This is a genomic window from Benzoatithermus flavus (assembly GCF_037908215.1).
Lineage (GTDB): Bacteria > Pseudomonadota > Alphaproteobacteria > Geminicoccales > Geminicoccaceae > Benzoatithermus > Benzoatithermus flavus.
In genome coordinates this window covers 1-18,346 of sequence record NZ_JBBLZC010000028.1, presented here as the reverse complement: position 1 = coordinate 18,346, position 18,346 = coordinate 1, and the positions used below count along the sequence as shown (strand labels likewise).

At 69.4% G+C, this 18,346-nt stretch carries 17 protein-coding genes; 9 read left to right on the top strand and 8 right to left on the bottom strand.

What is annotated here, in order from left to right; translation table 11 throughout:
* Positions 1-353: 353 nt before the first annotated feature.
* Positions 354-989, bottom strand: a complete 636-nt coding sequence (locus U1T56_RS20325) for an arylesterase (RefSeq protein ID WP_418161367.1) — start codon at positions 987-989, stop codon at positions 354-356.
* Positions 990-1,046: 57 nt separating this feature from the next.
* Between U1T56_RS20325 and U1T56_RS20320 the strand changes: the two genes are divergently transcribed.
* The 6 genes from U1T56_RS20320 (at position 1,047) to U1T56_RS20295 (ending at position 7,793) form a co-directional block, all read left to right on the top strand.
* A complete protein-coding gene (locus tag U1T56_RS20320; protein ID WP_418161332.1) occupies positions 1,047-1,745 on the top strand; it encodes an ABC transporter ATP-binding protein in 699 nt (232 codons plus the stop codon).
* Entirely contained in the window at positions 1,742-4,264 is a 2,523-nt protein-coding gene (locus tag U1T56_RS20315) for an ABC transporter permease (RefSeq protein WP_418161331.1), read from the top strand. Before U1T56_RS20320 ends, U1T56_RS20315 begins: the two co-directional genes overlap by 4 nt.
* A 96-nt stretch (positions 4,265-4,360) precedes the next feature.
* Positions 4,361-5,098 carry a cytochrome c biogenesis CcdA family protein gene (locus tag U1T56_RS20310; RefSeq protein WP_418161330.1) on the top strand — a complete coding sequence of 246 codons (738 nt, stop codon included), beginning with the start codon at positions 4,361-4,363 and terminating at the stop codon, positions 5,096-5,098.
* 181 nt (positions 5,099-5,279) lie between these two features.
* The gene (locus tag U1T56_RS20305; protein ID WP_418161329.1) at positions 5,280-6,005 is read left to right on the top strand and encodes a Bax inhibitor-1/YccA family protein; all 726 of its coding nucleotides are present in this window, start codon (positions 5,280-5,282) and stop codon (positions 6,003-6,005) included.
* Between the two features lie 96 nt (positions 6,006-6,101).
* Positions 6,102-7,097, top strand: a complete 996-nt coding sequence (locus tag U1T56_RS20300; protein WP_418161328.1) for an esterase-like activity of phytase family protein — start codon at positions 6,102-6,104, stop codon at positions 7,095-7,097.
* A 90-nt stretch (positions 7,098-7,187) separates the two neighbouring features.
* A complete protein-coding gene (locus U1T56_RS20295) occupies positions 7,188-7,793 on the top strand; it encodes a YcgJ family protein (RefSeq protein ID WP_418161327.1) in 606 nt (201 codons plus the stop codon).
* 43 nt (positions 7,794-7,836) lie between these two features.
* Here the strand turns inward: U1T56_RS20295 and rpmB are convergent, their stop codons facing one another.
* Positions 7,837-8,130, bottom strand: a complete 294-nt coding sequence (rpmB, locus tag U1T56_RS20290) for a 50S ribosomal protein L28 (protein WP_418161326.1) — start codon at positions 8,128-8,130, stop codon at positions 7,837-7,839.
* A 543-nt stretch (positions 8,131-8,673) separates the two neighbouring features.
* On the opposite strand from rpmB, the gene U1T56_RS20285 reads away from it, so the two are divergent.
* Positions 8,674-9,057 carry a hypothetical protein gene (locus U1T56_RS20285; protein ID WP_418161325.1) on the top strand — a complete coding sequence of 128 codons (384 nt, stop codon included), beginning with the start codon at positions 8,674-8,676 and terminating at the stop codon, positions 9,055-9,057.
* Between the two features lie 69 nt (positions 9,058-9,126).
* On the opposite strand, the gene U1T56_RS20280 is transcribed toward U1T56_RS20285, so the two are convergent.
* Positions 9,127-9,405, bottom strand: a complete 279-nt coding sequence (locus U1T56_RS20280; RefSeq protein WP_418161324.1) for an usg protein — start codon at positions 9,403-9,405, stop codon at positions 9,127-9,129.
* Between the two features lie 243 nt (positions 9,406-9,648).
* Between U1T56_RS20280 and groES the strand changes: the two genes are divergently transcribed.
* Positions 9,649-9,963 (top strand): co-chaperone GroES, encoded by a 315-nt coding sequence (gene groES / locus U1T56_RS20275; RefSeq protein ID WP_418161323.1) that lies wholly within the window; start codon positions 9,649-9,651, stop codon positions 9,961-9,963.
* Positions 9,964-10,004: 41 nt separating this feature from the next.
* On the top strand, positions 10,005-11,642 hold the full coding sequence (gene groL, locus U1T56_RS20270) for a chaperonin GroEL (RefSeq protein WP_418161322.1): 1,638 nt from the start codon (positions 10,005-10,007) through the stop codon (positions 11,640-11,642).
* A gap of 632 nt (positions 11,643-12,274) precedes the next feature.
* Here the strand turns inward: groL and eda are convergent.
* From eda to U1T56_RS20245, 5 genes are all read right to left on the bottom strand, one after another.
* Positions 12,275-12,934: a bifunctional 4-hydroxy-2-oxoglutarate aldolase/2-dehydro-3-deoxy-phosphogluconate aldolase gene (gene eda / locus U1T56_RS20265; protein ID WP_418161321.1), complete on the bottom strand. Its 660-nt coding sequence runs from the start codon at positions 12,932-12,934 to the stop codon at positions 12,275-12,277.
* An 11-nt stretch (positions 12,935-12,945) separates the two neighbouring features.
* The gene (gene edd, locus U1T56_RS20260) at positions 12,946-14,775 is read right to left on the bottom strand and encodes a phosphogluconate dehydratase (protein WP_418161320.1); all 1,830 of its coding nucleotides are present in this window, start codon (positions 14,773-14,775) and stop codon (positions 12,946-12,948) included.
* Between the two features lie 29 nt (positions 14,776-14,804).
* Entirely contained in the window at positions 14,805-16,283 is a 1,479-nt protein-coding gene (zwf, locus tag U1T56_RS20255) for a glucose-6-phosphate dehydrogenase (protein ID WP_418161319.1), read from the bottom strand.
* A 9-nt stretch (positions 16,284-16,292) separates the two neighbouring features.
* Entirely contained in the window at positions 16,293-17,285 is a 993-nt protein-coding gene (locus U1T56_RS20250) for a PfkB family carbohydrate kinase (protein ID WP_418161318.1), read from the bottom strand.
* Positions 17,286-17,387: 102 nt separating this feature from the next.
* Positions 17,388-18,314, bottom strand: a complete 927-nt coding sequence (locus U1T56_RS20245) for an ABC transporter substrate-binding protein (RefSeq protein WP_418161317.1) — start codon at positions 18,312-18,314, stop codon at positions 17,388-17,390.
* Positions 18,315-18,346 lie beyond the last annotated feature (32 nt).

Below are 18,346 nucleotides of genomic sequence, written 5' to 3'. Positions count from 1 at the left end.
AAGGTTGATCCTACCCTCGCCGTCCTGCAAGCTTAACTCCCATGTCTGCGGCCGGCCCCACAATGCGGTGGGGACCTTTTGCCGCAACGGCACGAGAGCGCCGCCCGGACGGATGCAGCACGGATCGCCGGCCTTCGTCTCGTCCTGCGATCGCGAACAGCTTGCCCACAGCCTTGTCCACAAGGGTATGGATTATCCCCGGAATTCTCAACAGGTTGTGGGTAAGTCGCCGGATGGGTGGCCGGGATCACCGTCGTGGTGCGACATGTCGTACGGCACCACGGTGAATCGTTCTTCTTGCGGCTGGATCGTGTGCCGCAGTCCAACGCTGCCGCGGCGATGAAGATGTCGTCTCATTTACCTTGGAGAAAGGATTCGATCATCGGCACGATTCGTGCGACGATCACATCCACGCCGCGCCCGTTGGGATGGATGCCGTCCGGCTGCATCAGATCTCGTTGCAGCACGACACCGTCCAGGAAGAACGGGTAAAGCGGAACATGATGGCGGCGGGCGAGCTCGAGATAAACCGCCTCGAACGCCTTGCCGTAGTCGCTGCCGAGATTGGGCGGGGCGAGCATCCCGGCCAGCATGACCTGCACACCATGCTCCTTTGCTGTGCGGACGATGCGATCGAGATTGGCCTCGAGCGCGGCTGGCGGCAGTGCCCGGAGCGCGTCGTTGCCGCCGAGCTCGACCAGGAGATGGGTCGGCCGGTCGGCGAGCACCCAGTCGATCCGTGCCGCACCCCCGGCCGAGGTGTCGCCCGAGACACCGGCATCGAGCACCGCGCAAGTGATGCCGCGCGCCCGGAGCGCCTGCTCGAGGCGGGCCGGGAACGCCTCTTCCCGCACGAGACCGAAGCCGGCCGTCAGCGAATCGCCCAGGATCGCGAGCTTGCAGGCCAAGGCAGGTCCGTTCGCGAGCCAGCCCAGCAGAACCGCCACGAGCGGCAGGGCGGCCTTGCGGCCACGGCGGCGGCGGTCCATTTCCACCCGCGCGGATCCCTTGCTCCGCCGAGCGCAAGAGGAGGCGGGCCGTCGCCCATGATCGAGCTGCGTGACGTTCATCTCACCCTTCCCAGCGCCGCGGGCCCGGTCGCGATCCTGCGCGGCGTGGATCTTTCGGTCGAGCCCGGTGCAAGCGTGAGCGTGGTGGGACCGTCCGGCTCCGGCAAGTCCAGCCTGATGGCGATCGTGGGCGGGATCGAGCGGCCCACCTCCGGCACGGTGCGGATCGACGGCACCGACCTCGCCGGCCTCGACGAGGACGGCCTCGCCTCGTTCCGGCTGGAGCGGGTCGGCATCCTGTTCCAGTCCTTCCACCTGATCCCGACCATGACGGCGCTCGAGAACGTGGCGCTACCGCTCGAGCTCGCCGGCAGGCAGGGCGCCTTCGCGGTGGCCCGGTCACTTCTCGGCGAGGTGGGCCTGAGCGAGCGCGCGGCCCATTATCCGGGCCAGCTCTCCGGCGGCGAGCAGCAGCGCGTGGCGCTCGCACGGGCGCTGGTCAACCGCCCCCGCCTTCTGCTCGCCGACGAGCCCACCGGCAATCTCGACGGCGATACCGGGCGTGCCGTGATCGACCTCGTCTTCGCGGCCGCCGCCGCCCGCGGCACGACCCTGCTCCTGATCACGCACGACCCGGCGCTTGCCGCCCGCTGCGGGCGGCGCATGGTGATGGAGCGGGGCCGCCTGCACGAGGCCGCGGCTGTCGCCCGGCCGCTCGAGCTGACGGCACGATGAGCAGGCTTTCCGCCTGGAGCCTGGCACTGCGCCTCGCCGCCCGCGACCTGCGCGGCACAGGTTCCAGCTTCATCGTTCTGCTCGCGGCGCTGACGCTGGGGGTTGCGATCATCGCCGCCGTCGGCATCCTGAATCGGGGCGTAGGCACGGCGCTGAGCCGCGACGCGCGCGTGCTCTTGGGCGGCGACGTCGAGCTCGAGCAGGCGAACGCGCCCATCGCCGAAGCGGATCTCGCCCGGATCGTGCCGCCCGGCGCTGAGCTCGGCCGCGTGGTCGAGACCAGCACGCTCGCAACGAGCGCTTCCGAGCGCAGCCTCGCCGTCAGCCTCAAGGCCGTGGACGGGCTCTACCCGCTCGTGGGTGCCGTCCGGCTCGATCCGCCGCTGCCGCTGGCCGAGGCGCTCCGCGATCGTGGCGCCGTGGTCGAGCCGGCGCTTCTGGCCCGTCTCGGCATGGCGGTGGGCGATCGCGTGCGCGTCGGGGAGGTCATGGTCCGGATCGCGGCCACGCTCGTGCGCGAACCGGACCGGGTCGGCGGACTGTTCAGCCTCGGTCCCAGGATGATCGTCGCCGACGCCACGCTCGAGGCGGCCCGGATTCTCCAGCCCGGAGCGCTCGCGCGCTACGAGTACCGCCTCGCCCTGCCCGAGGGCATCGACGCCCCCGGCTTCGTCGCGGAGCTGGCGCAGCGCTTTCCCGATGCGGGCTGGCGCGCGCGCAGCCCGCGCGACGTCCAGCCCCAGGTCACCCGGTTCACCGACCGGCTCGCCACCTTCCTGACACTCGCCGGCCTCACCGCCCTGCTCACGGGCGGGCTCGGCATAGCGCTCACGATCGAGACCCATCTCGCCAGGCGGACGGCCACGATCGCCACCCTCAAGTGTCTCGGCGCCAGCGGGGCGCAGGTGTTCCGGATCTATCTCGGCCAGGTGCTGCTCCTCGCTGCGGCCGGCACCGCGCTGGGTTTGGTGCTCGGCCTGCTCCTGCCGCTCCTGACCCGGCTCCTGCCCGAAGGTACCCTGCCGGTCGCGCCCGATCCCGGCCTCTATCCGATGCCGCTCCTGCTCGCGGCCGCAGCGGGCCTCGTCACCACCTTCGTCTTCGCCCTCTGGCCGCTCGCGATCGCACGCGAGATCTCGCCGGCGGGCCTGTTCCGGGCGCTCGTCGCCCCGCCCCGCCGCTGGCCGCGGCGATCCTGCCTCGCCCTTCTCGCCGTCGCCGTCCTGATCCTGGCCGGGATCGCGATCATAAGCGTGCCGCAGCCCGGCATCGGCGCCTGGTTCGTGCTCACGGTGGCGGCAGCAGCGCTGCTTCTCTGGGGTCTCACCCGGCTGATCCTGCTCGGCGCGCGCCGCTTCGGCCATAAAGGCGGCTTCGCGCTGCGTCTGGCGCTCGCCAATCTGCACCGGCCGGGCTCGTCCTCGCCGCGCGTGATCGTGGGGCTGGGGGCAGGGGTGACGCTCCTCGTCGCGGTCGCGGCGCTCGCGGCCAATCTCCGCCGCGAGATCGCGGACAGCCTGCCGACCCGCGCACCGGCCCTCTATCTCATCGACATCCAGGCCCCGCAGCGGGACACGCTCGCCGCCATCCTGGCGGAGGTGCCGGGAGCGAGGCTCGAGCAGCTTCTGCCGAGCCTGCGCGCCCGCGTCGTCCGCATCAAGGGCCGGCCCGTGGAGCAGGTGCCGATCGGCTCGGAGGTCGCCTGGACCGTGCGTCGCGACCGCGGACTCACCTATGCCGCCACCATGCCCGAGGGCAGCGAGCTCGTGGCCGGCGCCTGGTGGCCTGCGGACTATGCGGGACCGCCCCTGGTCTCGATCGACGAGGAGATCGCGCGCGGCTACGGTGTGGGCATCGGCGACAGCCTCGGCTTCAACGTACTGGGCCGCCTGATCGAGGCCCGCATCGCCAATATCCGCCGGGAGGTCGACTGGAGCGGCGGCCGGCTCGATTTCCTGTTCATCCTCGATCCGGCCACGTTGCAAGGAGCGCCGCACAGCTTCGTGGCCTCCGCCGGTCTCCCGGCCACCGAGGAGCCGGGGCTTCTCGATCTCCTGGCACGGCGCCTGCCCAACGTGACGCCGATTTCCTTACGCGAGATCGTGGCGCGCGCGACCGAGCTTCTGGCCCGTATCGAGCTCGCGGTCATGGCGGTGGCCGGAGTCACGCTCTCGGGCGGCGTCCTGGCGCTCGCGGGCGGGATCCTCGCGGCCCGGCAGCGCCAGCGCTACGAGACCGTGGTGCTCAAGGTGCTGGGCGCGCGCCGCGCCGTGCTGCTGCGGGCCTTTCTGGTCGAGTATCTCGTGATCGGCGCCGCGGCGGCGGCCGTTGGCGGGCTCCTGGGCTCGCTCGCCGCCTGGGTCGTGGTCGACCGGGTGATGCACCTGCCGTTCTCGCCCGCACCCTTCCCGCTCGCCGGCGTCCTGCTGCTGACCGTGGCCGCCGTGCTCGCCGTGGGTGCGGTGAGCCTGTGGCGTCTGATCGGCCTTCCGGCCGCTCCGGTGCTGCGCGAGGCCTGAGCCTGCGTCCGAAGGATCACGTCCGCGCGAAAGCTCGCATCCTGCGCGCCGAATTTTGCTAAGGACGGCCGCGGCCGCACCTTATGGAATCCCTCGATGCTCGCGACCACCGGCTCGATCGGCTTTCTCACGGCGTTCATCGCCGGCGTCGTCTCGTTCCTCTCGCCCTGCGTCCTGCCGCTGGTGCCGGGCTATCTCTCCTATGTCGCCGGCACCTCGCTCGAGGTCCTGCGCGATCGCCGCACCGCACGGCTGCAGTCCCTCGCCTACGCCTTCTGCTTCGTGCTCGGGTTCTCGGTCGTGTTCATCGCCTTCGGTGCCAGCGCCACGGCACTCGGCCGGCTGCTCCTGAGCTGGCGCTACGAGCTCGGCATCGTGGCCGGCATCGTCGTCCTTCTGTTCGGCCTCCACCTCGCCGGGCTGCTGCCGATCCATCTCCTCGAGCGCGAGGCGCGCTTCCATGCCGAGGTCAAGGGCGGGCGGGTCGTGGGTGCCTTCCTTCTGGGCCTCGCCTTCGCCTTCGGCTGGACGCCCTGCATCGGGCCCGTGCTCGGCGTGATCCTGACGATGAGCGCGTCCGCGGCCGATCTCGGCACCGGCACGGCACTGCTCGCCGTCTATTCCCTGGGGCTCGGCCTGCCGTTCCTCGTCGCGGCGCTTTTCACCGACGTGCTCCTCGAGCGGCTCCGGCAGCTCTCGCGGGCGGGGCGGCAGATCCAGCGCGCGGCCGGGCTGCTGCTCGCCGTGGTCGGCGTGCTGATGATCACGGGCCGGCTCGAGGCGATCGCCTACTGGCTACTGGAGACGTTCCCGGCGTTGGCACGGATCGGCTGATTCAGCTACTTTCGAGCTGCTCACGGTTTCTTCGCGAATCTTCACCATTCCTTGATCTGTTCTGCCGTAACATCGGCGCTAGCGCCGGATCGGGGCACCGTTTCCGCTTGAAGGCTCCCTCGGCACCCCCATATCATGCGCGTCGTATCGAGCGATGCATCAGACGCGAAGGGCGTTGACGATGGCTTACCGTACGGATCCTCGCTTCGCGCAGGCCCGCGTTGCCGTTGGGGCGATCGACGAGGGTCTGCGCAGCTTCATGCTGGGCGTCTACAACTATATGGGCCTGGGCCTCGCCATCACGGGTCTCGTGGCGTTCGTCGTGGCCTCGACTCCGGCGATCTACATGCCGATCTTCACGACCCCGCTGAAGTGGGTGGCCATGCTCGCCCCGCTCGGGTTCGTGATGTTCCTGGGCGCTCGCATCCATGCGCTCAGCGTGAGCGCCGCCCAGATCACCTTCTGGCTGTTCGCGGCCGTGATGGGCGTCTCGCTCGCGAGCGTCTTCCTCGTCTTCACCGGCGAGAGCATCGCGCGCGTGTTCTTCATCACCGCCGCCACCTACGGCGCGGTCAGCCTCTACGGCTACACCACGAAGCGTGATCTGTCCGGCTTCGGCTCGTTCCTGTTCATGGGCCTGATCGGCATCATCATCGCGAGCCTGGTCAACATCTTCCTGATGAGCTCGGCCCTGCAGTTCGCGGTCAGCGTGATCGGCGTGATCGTCTTCACCGGCCTCACCGCCTGGGACACGCAGCGGCTGAAGGAGGAGTATCTCGGCAGCTTCCAGTATGCTGGGGGCGACCTCGCGGCCAAGGGTGCGATCATGGGGGCGCTGAGCCTCTACCTGAACTTCATCAATCTGTTCATGATGCTGCTGCAGCTCTTCGGGACGCAGCGCGACTGAGCCGATCGCTTCCCGTTTGCCTTACCGGCAACGCAGCGGCCCGCCCCGCCTGGGGTGGGCCGTTTCCGTCTGACGCCCGGACCCGCTGCCGCCGCGATGAAGAAGCCATTCCGCCTCGCCTGCCTCGTCTTCCTCCTGCCGGCCGCGGCCGCGTGCGCGCCCCGGCCGTTGGCAGCGGGACCCGGCCTGATCCGGGCCGAGCCTCTGGGCTCGGCGCAAGCGCCTCTGCCCGAGCGGCTCGGCCGGCTCGAGCTCGACGGTGCCTGGGTGCTGAGCGGGTCCGAGGCCAGCTTCGGCGGCATCTCGGCCGCGCGCTGGGACGGGGACCGGCTCTTGCTCCTCAGCGACCGCAGCCGTCTGTTCGTCCTGGGCTGGCCGGCTCACGCACGAGCCCGGCCCTTCACCGCTCCGGTGCTGGAGGAGCGAGCCCTCGCCGACCGGCACGGCCGGCCGCTCGACGCCGAGGCCCTGGTGCTGCTGCCGGGCGACACCCGCCTCGTCGCCGACGAGGGGCAGGAGCGGCTCTGGCGCTTCGCACCGGGGCGGGAGAAGCCGGAAGGAGCAGGGCGGCCGCTCCCTGAGCTTGCTCTTTCGGATGCATCCGGGAACGAGGGCGTCGAGGCGTTGGCCCGGCTGCCCGGCGGCGATCTGCTCGCGATCCGGGAGGCGACGAGCGACGACGGCCTGCATCCGGCCGTGCGCCTCGAGGAGCGGACTGCGCAGCGCCTGCGCTACCGCGCCGCCGAAGGCTTCCGGCCCACCGACGCCGATGCGGCGGGCAGCCATCTCTTCGTGCTCGAGCGGCGCGTTTCTCTTCTGAGCGGCTGGCAGGCGCGGATCGTGGCGGTGCCACTCGCGACCCTGCCGCATGACCCGGCCGGGATCGTCACGGGGCAGGAGCTCGCGGTTCTGTCCGGCCCGCAGCTCGGCGAGAACTACGAAGCGCTCGCCGTCAGGAAGGAGGGGGACGCTTACCGCCTGCTCGTGGCGGCGGACGACAACTTCAACCCGCTTCAGCGCACCTTGCTCCTCGAGCTGCGCTGGCGTCCCGACCGGGGCGAGACGGAGCCTCCGGACCCATCCGTCCGTTGATCGCAACGGACCGGCCCTTGCCGGGCGGCCGGCAGGCCCGATCTAGAAAGGAGAGGTTCGGCGGATCCGCCGGCCTCACGGAGACGTGTCATGCGTCAACTGCTCATCGCGGGTCTCGCGGCCGTCCTCCTGCTCGGCTGTGGAGCGCCGTTCGCCACGGCGGGAGCGGATCAGCAGCCGGTCCTGGTCCGACCCAGCGTTCAGCCGCCGCTCGGTAGCCTCGGACCGAGCCCGCTGCCGCAGACGACCACGCCGATGCCGCGGTCCGTCCCGCTGCCTTCGCGTCCCGCCATCGCTTGCGACCAGTTCGGCCGCTGCTGGCAGCAGAGTCCGAACTTCGGCTTTTCACCTGGCAGCGGGGTGAGACCGCCCGGCTGGGCCGACGATCTGCCGCGGCGGGCGCGCGATCCGGACCGCTTCATCCGTCCGCGCTCGGGCGTGGTCTGCGATGCCGCGAGCAGCATCTGCTACAAGCAGGGACGGATCGACAAGAGCGAGACCAGGGCCATGTTCGGCGACCGCGCCGCGGACCGGGCCGACGATCTCCGCGACGAGCGCGGTACCGGCCGGCTATTCGTGCCCGAGCGTGGCGTCACCTGCGACACGGCACGCCGCACCTGCTACGACGGCAACGTGCCCGATTTCAGCCTGACGCGACGCTATTTCGGACAGCGCGCGGCCGACGCGCTGCGGTGAGCCCGGGCGAAGCGGCCCGCTCGGGCCGCCCGACCGGCGGGGATCAGGCGGTCTTCTTGGCCTGGCTCTCGGCGATGCGGCGGCGGAGCAGCACGAGCTCGCGCGGCAGCTCGGCCTCCTTCGCCTCGAGGAGGTAGCCGTCGAGCCCGCCACGCTTCTCGATGGTGCGCAGCGTGCTGGCCGCGATCTTGAGCCGCACCGTCTCGCCCAGCGTCTCGCTGAACAGGCGCCGGCTCTGAATGTTCGGCAGGAAGCGCCGCCGCGTCTTGTTGTTGGCGTGGCTCACGTTGTTGCCGGTGAGCACACCTTTGCGCGTCAGTGTGCAGCGTCGCGCCATCGGAGGATCCTCGGAATCTGGCCAAAGCAAAGGGACGCGGGCAACCGCCCGCGTGAGCGAAGCCGCTTGTTACGGCGGCGGCTTGCGCGCGTCAAGCCGGCAGCGCCGTGTTCCCAGGGCGATCCGAAGGGGGGCAGCGCGACCGGCGAGAGCCGCGCAAGGCCACGGCCCGCGGGCGGTGACGGCATCTCATCGCCTGCGACCTTCGGCTTGTGCGCGAGCGCTCGCCGAGATAATGTTTCGGATCGACCTGGGCCGGACATTTCCGAGAATCGCGCGGCTTCGCTCATGAAAATTGCGCGAACGATTCGGGAAGCCCAGTAATTGCAAGGATCAAGCTGTCGAGCGCCGGCTGGCGTTCAGCCGGTCCGTACGCTTTCTGCCAGCTTCGTGGCAATGGCCATCGGGCGAGGAGTGCGGCGCAGCGTGGCCCCATGCACCGGATGGCTCCAGGTCGCCGTCGAACGTTTCAACGTTGCATCACCAGGCAAGCATGCGTACACGAGTAGGCTTGCCATGGCAAAGCAAACGAGGGAAGGCAACATGGCGGCGAGAGCAGAGACCAGCATCGATCGCGATCAACGAGGGGTGAACCTGGATTCGATCCTTGCCGCGCAGCGGCGCTATCTCGAAGGCTGGGCCGGCGCCAGCCGAATCATGGCGGATGCCATGCGGACCGTGGTTCGGCGTCAGGTCGAGTTCGCCGAGAGCGAGATGCGGGCATTCTGGTCGGAGCGCGATGCGGCGCTGCGCGAGGGCCCGTCCCGTTCGGGGGAGCCGATCGAGCGCCTGTGCTCGTTCTACGAGCGTGCGTTCGCGAGCTTCCAGGAGATGAGCGATATCGTGCTGAAGGCTCAGTCCGAGGCCATGCAGGTCTTCAGCGACTGCGCCGTCGCGAGCCTCGAGGACATGAAGAAGGCGGCCTGAGGTCGGCCACGGCGTCCGGCTGGCCGGCGACTGCGCCGGCCCCGGCGCCTCATCGCCGATCGGCTGCGCTCAGTGCAGTCGCCACAAGCCTACGGCGTTCCGGTAGCGAGGCGGGCCGATCAGCCTGCGGCGCGCCACCGTGACGCTGTGCAGCTTGCCGTCGATGTTCCTGGTCCAGAAATCGAGGAACTTGCGCAGCTCGGGATAGTGCGGCTCGAGATCGTAATGCTGCCAGATGAAGGTCTGCAGGAGCCCCGGATGATCGGGCATATGGTAGACGATCTCGGCGGTGGCCAGGCGATAGCCTTTGAGCTGCAGCTCCAGGGGAACGCGGTCGCTTCGGTGCATGCAGAACACTCCGCACTCTCTCGCTGGGAGAATTCTGCCCCACCCCCGATCGGCGTCAAGAGCGCCGCGGCATATTCCTTTGTGTTATCAAGAGGTTAGCAGCAAAGAGCGAGGAGTGCTGACAAAAGTGGACCTGCCCCCTTGAACGCTCCGAGCGCAGCGCCTAACTAGCGGGCCGAGGTTGGCACTCGTCGAGGGAGAGTGCTAACGACCGTGTCAAACGAGACTCGGAGGCTCTGCGCCATGAAGTTCAAGCCGCTGCACGATCGCGTCGTCGTCAAGCGCATCGAGGAAGAGAACAAGACCAAGGGCGGGATCATCATCCCCGACACCGCCAAGGAGAAGCCCATGCAGGGTGAGGTCCTGGCCGTCGGTCCCGGTGCCCGCAACGACCGTGGCGAGCTCGTCCCGATGGGGGTGAAGGTGGGCGACCGTGTGCTGTTCGGCAAGTGGTCCGGCACCGAGGTCAAGATCGACGGCGAGGAGCTGTTGATCATGAAGGAGTCGGACATCATGGGCGTGCTCGAGGAGAGCGGCGCCGCCGCCAAGGCCGCCTGATCCATACTGCCCTGTAAGCTTTTCCCTGGAGACAGCGAGAGATGGCTGCCAAGGAAGTCAAGTTTTCGACCGACGCCCGCACCAAGATGCTCAAGGGCGTCCAGATCCTCGCCGATGCGGTGAAGGTGACGCTCGGTCCCAAGGGCCGCAACGTCGTCATCGAGAAGAGCTTCGGGGCGCCCCGGATCACCAAGGACGGTGTGACGGTCGCCAAGGAGATCGAGCTCGCCGACAAGTTCGAGAACATGGGCGCGCAGATGGTGCGCGAGGTGGCGTCGAAGACCAACGACGTCGCCGGTGACGGCACCACGACGGCCACCGTGCTCGCCGCCGCGATCGTGCGCGAGGGTGCCAAGGCCGTCGCCGCCGGCATGAACCCGATGGACCTCAAGCGCGGCATCGACCTCGCCGTCGAGGCCGTCGTCAACGACCTCAAGAACCGGGCGAAGAAGGTCACGACCTCCGAGGAGATCGCCCAGGTCGGCACGATCTCGGCCAACGGTGACAAGGAGATCGGCCGGATGCTGGCTGAGGCCATGCAGAAGGTCGGCAACGAGGGCGTGATCACGGTCGAGGAGGCGAAGAGCCTCGAGACCGAGCTCGACGTGGTCGAGGGCATGCAGTTCGACCGCGGCTACATCTCGCCCTACTTCATCACCGACTCCGAGAAGATGCGCTGCGTCCTCGAGGAGCCCTACATCCTCATCCACGAGAAGAAGCTCTCGAACCTGCAGAGCCTCCTGCCGGTGCTGGAAGCGGTCGTCCAGAGCGGCAAGCCGCTTCTGATCGTGGCCGAGGACGTCGAGGGCGAGGCCCTTGCCACCCTCGTGGTCAACAAGCTCCGTGGCGGGCTGAAGGTCGCGGCGGTGAAGGCGCCGGGCTTCGGTGACCGCAGGAAGGCCATGCTCGAGGACATCGCGATCCTGACCGCCGGTCAGGTCATCAGCGAGGACCTCGGCATCAAGCTCGAGAACGTCACCCTCGACATGCTCGGCCGCGCCAAGCGCGTCGTGATCAACAAGGAGGACACGACGATCGTCGACGGCGCCGGCTCGAAGGAGGAGATCCAGGGCCGCTGCAACCAGATCCGGGCGCAGATCGAGGAGACCACCTCGGACTACGACCGTGAGAAGCTGCAGGAGCGCCTGGCGAAGCTCGCGGGCGGTGTCGCCGTCATCCGCGTGGGTGGCGCCACCGAGGTCGAGGTGAAGGAGCGCAAGGACCGCGTCGACGACGCGATGAACGCGACCCGTGCCGCGGTCGAGGAGGGCATCGTTCCGGGCGGCGGCGTGGCGCTCTTGCACGCGATCAAGGCGCTCGACAGCGTGAAGCCCGAGAACGACGACCAGCGCGTCGGTGTCGAGATCGTCCGCAAGGCGATCCAGGCCCCGGCCCGGCAGATCGCCGAGAACGCCGGTGTCGACGGTGCGGTCGTGGTCGGCAAGCTGCTCGAGGCCACCGACAGCAACTGGGGCTTCGACGCGCAGGCCAACGAGTACGCCGATCTCGTCGCCCGCGGCATCATCGACCCGGCGAAGGTGGTCCGCACCGCGCTGCAGGATGCGGCTTCGGTCGCCGGCCTCCTGATCACCACCGAGGCGATGGTCGCCGAGAAGCCCAAGAAGGAGACCCCGACTCCGGCGGCTCCGGGCGGCGGCATGGGTGACATGGACTTCTGATCCGTCCCGGATCGGAGATCGCAGGGAAGGGCCGCGGACGACCGCGGCCCTTTCTCTTTGCAGCCCGGTCCGTGGCAAGACGGACCTGCCACTGGCAGCGGGGATCGGTCGATGGCGGGGTTGGCCCCGAAGCCGATGACGGTTCGCGAGCTCCTCGCCTGGGACGACGGGACCGGCGCGCGCTCCGAGTTGGTCGATGGCCGGCCCGTCGCCATGAACCCGCCGGCCGAGCCGCACGTCGGATCACGGCCAACATCTTTCGTGCGCTCGACCGCAGGCTGCCGGCCACCTGCCGGGCCTACTTCGGTGGAGGTGTCTGGCTGTCCGAAGAGGACGACACGTGGCGCGAGCCGGACGTGTTCGTCTCCCGCCTGACCGGCGAAGGCTTCAGTCGCGGCCCCGCTTGGTGGTCGAGCTGCTCTCGCCTTCAGACCGAACGGGAAGATCGCACGACCAAGCTCGACTTCTATCGCCGCTTTCCCAGCCTCGAGGCCGTGCTGCTCGTGTGGCAGGACACGTGGCGCATCGAGCTGCACGATGCGCGCTGGCAAGGCTTGGCTCGTGCGCGACGTGATCGGCAGCGGCATGATCACCTTGCGCGAGCTCGGGGTCGAGCTCTCGCTCGAGGAGATCTATGCCTGAGGGCGTAGTGCTGTCGCCTCGGCGGCCAGCTTCTCGATCCGCTTCCAGTCGCAGGCCTCGACCGCGTCCTTGGGCGCCACCCAGGAGCCGCCGACACAGACGACATTCTTCAGCGCCAGGTAGGCCGGCGCCCTGGCGAGGTCGATGCCGCCCGTGGGGCAGAAGCCGATCTGCGGCAACGGTTCGGCCAGGCTCTTCAGGAGCGCCATGCCGCCTGCGGCCTCGGCCGGGAACAGCTTCTGGCGCAGATAGCCGCGCTCGGCCAGGACCATGGCCTCGGATGCGCTGGCCGCCCCCGGCAGGAACGGCATTCCCACCGCCTCGGCGGCAGCGAGCAGCGCCGGCGTGGCGCCGGGGCTCACGGCGAAGCGGCAGCCGTGATCGGCCGCCTGCTGCATCTGCTGCCGGTTCAGGACCGTGCCGGCGCCCAGCGTCACCTCGGGCAGGGTCCGGGCGATCGCCTCGATCGCAGCGAACGCCGCCTCGGTGCGCAGCGTGATCTCGAGCACGGTGAGCCCGCCCTTGGCGAGGGCCTCGGCCAAGGGCACCGCCTGCGCCGGGTTGTGGACGACCAAGACCGGGATCACGACCGCGGCATCGATCACCTCGGCGACCCGACGGGAAAGCGGGCTCGGTGTGTAGCTCGTCATCGTTCCTCTCCTCAGGCCGCGAGATCACCCAGAAGCGAAGCACCGTTCTCGGCCTCGCCGATGCCGCGGCGCAGATGGGCGAACAGCTCGCGGCCGATGCCGTGATCGTTCCCGCTCAGATCCGCCACGGCAGGCGTGCGGGCGGCCCATGCGGCGCTGTCGACCAGAACCTCGAGCGTGCCGGCCTCGGCATCGAGCCGGATCATGTCGCCGTCCTCGACCTTCGCGAGCGGCCCGCCGGCCGCGGCCTCGGGCGTCACGTGGATCGCTGCCGGCACCTTGCCGGAAGCCCCCGACATCCGTCCGTCGGTGACCAGGGCCACCTTGAAGCCGCGGTCCTGGAGCACGCCCAAGGACGGCGTCAGCTTGTGCAGCTCCGGCATGCCGTTGGCCTTCGGCCCCTGGAAGCGGACCACGGCGACGTGGTCGCGATCGAGCCTGCCGGCCTTGAAGGCGGCGAGCAGCTCTTCCTGGCTCTCGAACACGACCGCCGGCGCCTCGACGAAGCGGTGCTGCGGCTTCACGGCCGAGATCTTGATGACCCCGCGGCCGAGATTGCCGTCGAGCAGCTTGAGGCCGCCTTCGGCGGCGAAGGGTTCGGCTACGGGCCGCACGATCAGGGGATCGCCGCTCCCGGCAGGGCCCGGCTTCCAGACGAGGCGCTCGCCCTCGAGCCGAGGCCGCTCGCGGTAGCGGTGGAGCCCGCCTTCGCCCGCGACGGTCAGCACGTCGTCGTGGACGAGGCCCGCATCCAGGAGCTGGCCGATGATGAACGCCATGCCGCCCGCGGCCTCGAACTGGTTCACGTCGGCGAGGCCGTTCGGGTAGACGCGGGCGAGGAGCGGGGTGACGTCCGAAATCGCGGCGAAGTCGTCCCAGGTGAGGCGAATGCCGGCTGCGCGCGCCATGGCGACGAGATGGAGCGTGTGGTTGGTGGAGCCGCCGGTCGCCATCAGCCCGACGATGCCGTTCACGAACGCCCGCTCGTCGAGCACGCGGCCGATGGGCGTGTAGGCGTTGCCCTGCGCCGTGATCTGCAGCGCCCGCTCGGCGGCGGCACGGGTGAGCGCGTCCCGCAGCGGCGTGCCGGGGTTCACGAACGCCGCTCCCGGCAGGTGCAGGCCCATGATCTCCATCAGCATCTGGTTGGAGTTGGCCGTGCCGTAGAAGGTGCAGGTGCCGGGCGCGTGGTAGGACTTCATCTCGGCCTCGAGCAGCGCGTCCTTGCCGAGCTTGCCCTCGGCGTAGAGCTGACGCACACGGCTCTTCTCGGCGTTGGGCAGGCCCGAGGGCATCGGCCCCGCCGGGACGAGGACGGTTGGCAGGTGGCCGAAGGCAAGAGCGCCGATCACGAGCCCGGGCACGATCTTGTCGCAGATGCCAAGCAGCAGAGCGGCATCGAACGTGTCGTGGCTGAGCGCCACCGCGGTCGCCATCGCGATCACGTCGCGGCTCATCAGGGACAGCTCCATGCCGACCTGGCCTTGCGTGACCCCGTCGCACATGGCCGGCACCCCGCCCGCGACCTGCGCCGTGCCGCCCGCGGCGCGCGCGGCGGCGCGCAGGATCTTCGGGTAATCCTCGTAGGGCTGGTGCGCCGAGAGCATGTCGTTGTAGGCGGTGACGATGCCGATATTGGGCGCGTCGCCGCGGCTGAGCCGTGCCTTGTCCTCGTCGCCGCAGGCGGCGAATGCATGGGCGAGGTTGCCGCAGGCGAGCGCCGCCCGCCTCGGCCCGCGGGTCGCCATGGCCTCGAGCCGGCCGAGATAGGCGCTGCGGCTGTCCTCGCTGCGGCGGCGGATGCGGGAGGTAACGTCGGCGATGACGGGGTGCAGGGGCATTCCTTGCTCTCCCTCTGCTGACTGGTCGGTCAGTACTGGCTGTCCTCGAACCAGGTGCGGCCGTCGCGCTCGATGAGGGCGATGGCCGCAGTCGGGCCCCAGCTTCCGGCGATGTAGGGCTTGGGCGGCTCGTCGCTCTGCCGCCACGCCTCCAGGATCGGCTCGATCCAGCGCCAGGCGGCCTCGACCTCGTCGCGGCGCATGAAGAGCGTGGCGTTGCCGCGCACGACGTCCATGAGCAGCCGCTCGTAGGCGTCGGGATAGCGGACCTTGAACGCGTCGGCGAAGCGGATGTCGAGCGGGGCGAGGCGCAGGCGCATGCCGCCGGGGCCGGGGTCTTTCGCCATGAGGGCAAGCTGGATGCCGTCGTCGGGCTGGAGGCGGATGATCAGCCGATTTGGCTCGATCGGGCCGGCGGTGCGCGGGAAGATCGAGTGCGGCACCTTGTGGAACTGGATGACGATCTCGGATACCCGTGTGGGCAGCCGCTTGCCGGTGCGAAGATAGAAAGGGGTGCCGGCCCAGCGCCAGTTCTCGACCTCGGCCTTGAGCGCCACGAAGGTCTCGGTGCGGCTGGGGTGGCCGAGCTCCTCGAGGTAGCCCGGCACGGTGCGGCCGGCCACGGCACCCGCCCGGTACTGGCCGCGCACGATCTTTTGCACGGCTTCGCCGTCGCGGATCACCCGGAGCGAGCGCAGGACCTTGAGCTTCTCGTCGCGCACGGAATCGGCGTCCATGCTGGTCGGCGGCTCCATGGCGACGAGGCACAGGAGCTGCAGGAGATGGTTCTGCACCATGTCGCGCAGAGCACCCGAGCGGTCGTAGTAGGCCGCCCTGTCCTCGACACCCACGGTCTCCGCCACGGTGATCTGGACGTGGTCGATGTGGGCGCGATCCCAGACCGCCTCGAACAGCGAATTGGCGAAGCGCAGCGCCAGAAGGTTCTGGACCGACTCCTTGCCGAGATAGTGATCGATCCGGTAGATCTGCGATTCCTCGAAGACCGCGCCGACCTCGTCGTTGATGCGGATCGCCGAGGCGAGATCCCTGCCGATCGGCTTCTCGAGCACGACGCGGGATTTCTCGGTCACGATGCCGGCAGCACCGGCGCCGCGGCAGATCGGGCCGAACAGATCGGGCGAGGTCGCGAGATAGAACAAGCGCGCCCGGTCCTCGCCGCCGGCCAGCGCCGCCTTGAGGGCGCTCCAGTCGGCATCGCGCGACACGTCGAGCGGGACATAGGTGATGCGCTCGGCGAGCCGGGCGAAAACGTCTTCCTGGAAGCTGTCGGCAGGGACGTGCTCGCGGCAGGCGGCCTCGATCTGGGCGATGTACTCGGCCGTCGAGAACCGGGTGCGGGCCACGGCGATGATCCGGCTGCCGGATGGCATCTGCTGGTCGCGCTCGCGCCAGTAGAGGGCCGGAAGCAGCTTTCTGTGGCTGAGATCGCCGGTGGCGCCGAAGACGACGAGGTCGAAGACGGGAACGGGAATGATCTGGGCGGTCATGGTCGGGATCTATCCGCCTGATGGAGAGGGGGGGAGAGCAGGGTCGCCCTGAGCCGCGAGCAGCGCCTCGACCGAAGCCCGGGTCGGCAGGGCCGGGATGGCGCCGCGCTCGGTGGTGGTGAGCGCGCCCACGATGTTGGCGAACCGGCACAGCCGGTCCAGCCGGGCGGGGTCCGCCAGCGCATCGGGCTCGCGCAGCAGGCCTGCCAGAAGCCCCGCCATGAAGCCGTCGCCGGCCCCGGTGGTGTCGACGGCGGTGACACCCACGCTCGGTACGTCGCCCTGGGCCGTCGGCGTGAGCCAGGTCGAGCCGGCAGCCCCCCTGGTCACGGCCACGAGACGGAGCCGCTCGTGCCAGAGCGTGCTGCGGACTGCCGCTGGCTCGCGGCTGCCGGTGAGGAACTCCAGCTCGTCGTCGCTGAGCTTGACGACGTGCGCCTTTCTCAGGCCCTCGCGGATACCGGCGGCTGCCGTGGCGGCATCGGACCAGAGCGGCAGGCGCAGGTTCACGTCATAGGAGACCATGCGGCCGGCGGCAAGCGCCCGGTCGGCAGCGAACAGGCATGCCGCGCGCGGGTTCTCGCTGGCAAGGCTGATCGAGTCGAAATGCAGGACGGAGGCGGCCTCGACCGCTGCCGTGTCGACGTCCGCCGGACCGAACAGCATGTCGGCGCTGGGATGGCGGTAGAACAGGAACTCGCGCTCGCCGTCGGCGCGCAAGGAAACGAAAGCCAGCGCCGTGCGCGCCTGCGCGGTGAAGCGGAGCGGGCTCGTGTCGACGCCCTCGGCGCGCAGCGTGTCGGCGAGCAGATGGCCGAACGGATCGTCGCCCACCATGCCCATAAAGGCGCTCCTCACCCCCAGCCGGGCGAGGCCGACGGCGACGTTGGCGGCGGCACCGCCCGGTGCTTTCCGAAAGGCCGCCGCGTCGATCAGGCCCGTGCCGGTGACGGTCGGCACGAAGTCGATCAAGAGATCACCGACACAGAGCACCTCGGCCATGACTGCGGTTCCTTCTTGAGGGGGGGCGGCCCGGAGCCGCGGCTCCGGGCCGGGTAGACGGCGCCGCCTGCGGGGGGCACGGCGACGCCGAACAAAGGCCGGTCAGCGGGGGGACGACCAGCCCTTGTATTGGGCGACGTTCTCGCGGGTGATAAGCTGCGGCTCGAGCAGGATCATGGGCTCGGCCGGCTTCTTGCCGTTCAGAATGTCGTAGCCGATCTCGAGCGCCTTCTGCGCCATGAAGTAGGGGTCCTGGCTGGCCGAGGCCTGGATCAGGGTGTTGTTCTTGAGCGCGGCCTCGATGTCGGGGGCACCGTCCACCGAGGTGATGATGAACTCGCTACGGCCGAGCTGCTTGGCGGCGAGATCCGCACCGATCGCCGTCGGGTCGTTGATCGCGAACACGCCGTCGATGTGCTGGAAGCGGGTCAGAAGGCCCTGCATCACGCCGAGCCCGCCTTCGCGGCTGCCCTTGGCATCCTGGTCCGAGGACAGGATCTTCATCTGCGTCTTGCCGATGACCTCCTTGCAGCCGTTGACCCGGTCGACCACCGAGGAGACCTGCGGGCCGTTGATGATGACGACGTCGCCCTTGCCGCCGAGCTTGTCGACCAGGTACTGGCAGGCGATCTGACCGGCCTTGACGTTGTTGGTCTGCACCGTCGCATCCGCGCCCGCGGCCGCGACGTCGACCGCGACCACGACGATGCCGGCGGCCTGGGCGCGCTTGACCGCCGGGGCGATCGCCTTGGGGTCGGCGGCGTTGAGCAGGATGACGTCCACACCCGAGGCGATGAAGTTGTCGATCTGGGTGAACTGCTTGTTCAGGTCGTAATCGGCCGAGACCGCGATGATCTTGGCGTTCGGGTTGATCTCCTTCGCCTTGGCCTCGACACCCTTGGTCATGGCGACGAAGAACGGATTGCCGAGCGAGCCCAGCGTGACGCCGATCGACTTCAGCTCCTTGGCCGAGGCGGTGCCCATGGCGAGCGCCAAGGCCGCGCCCGCGAGCAGCAGGTTTTTCCACATCCGAGTTGTCTCCCTGGCCCCTCCCCGGGCTC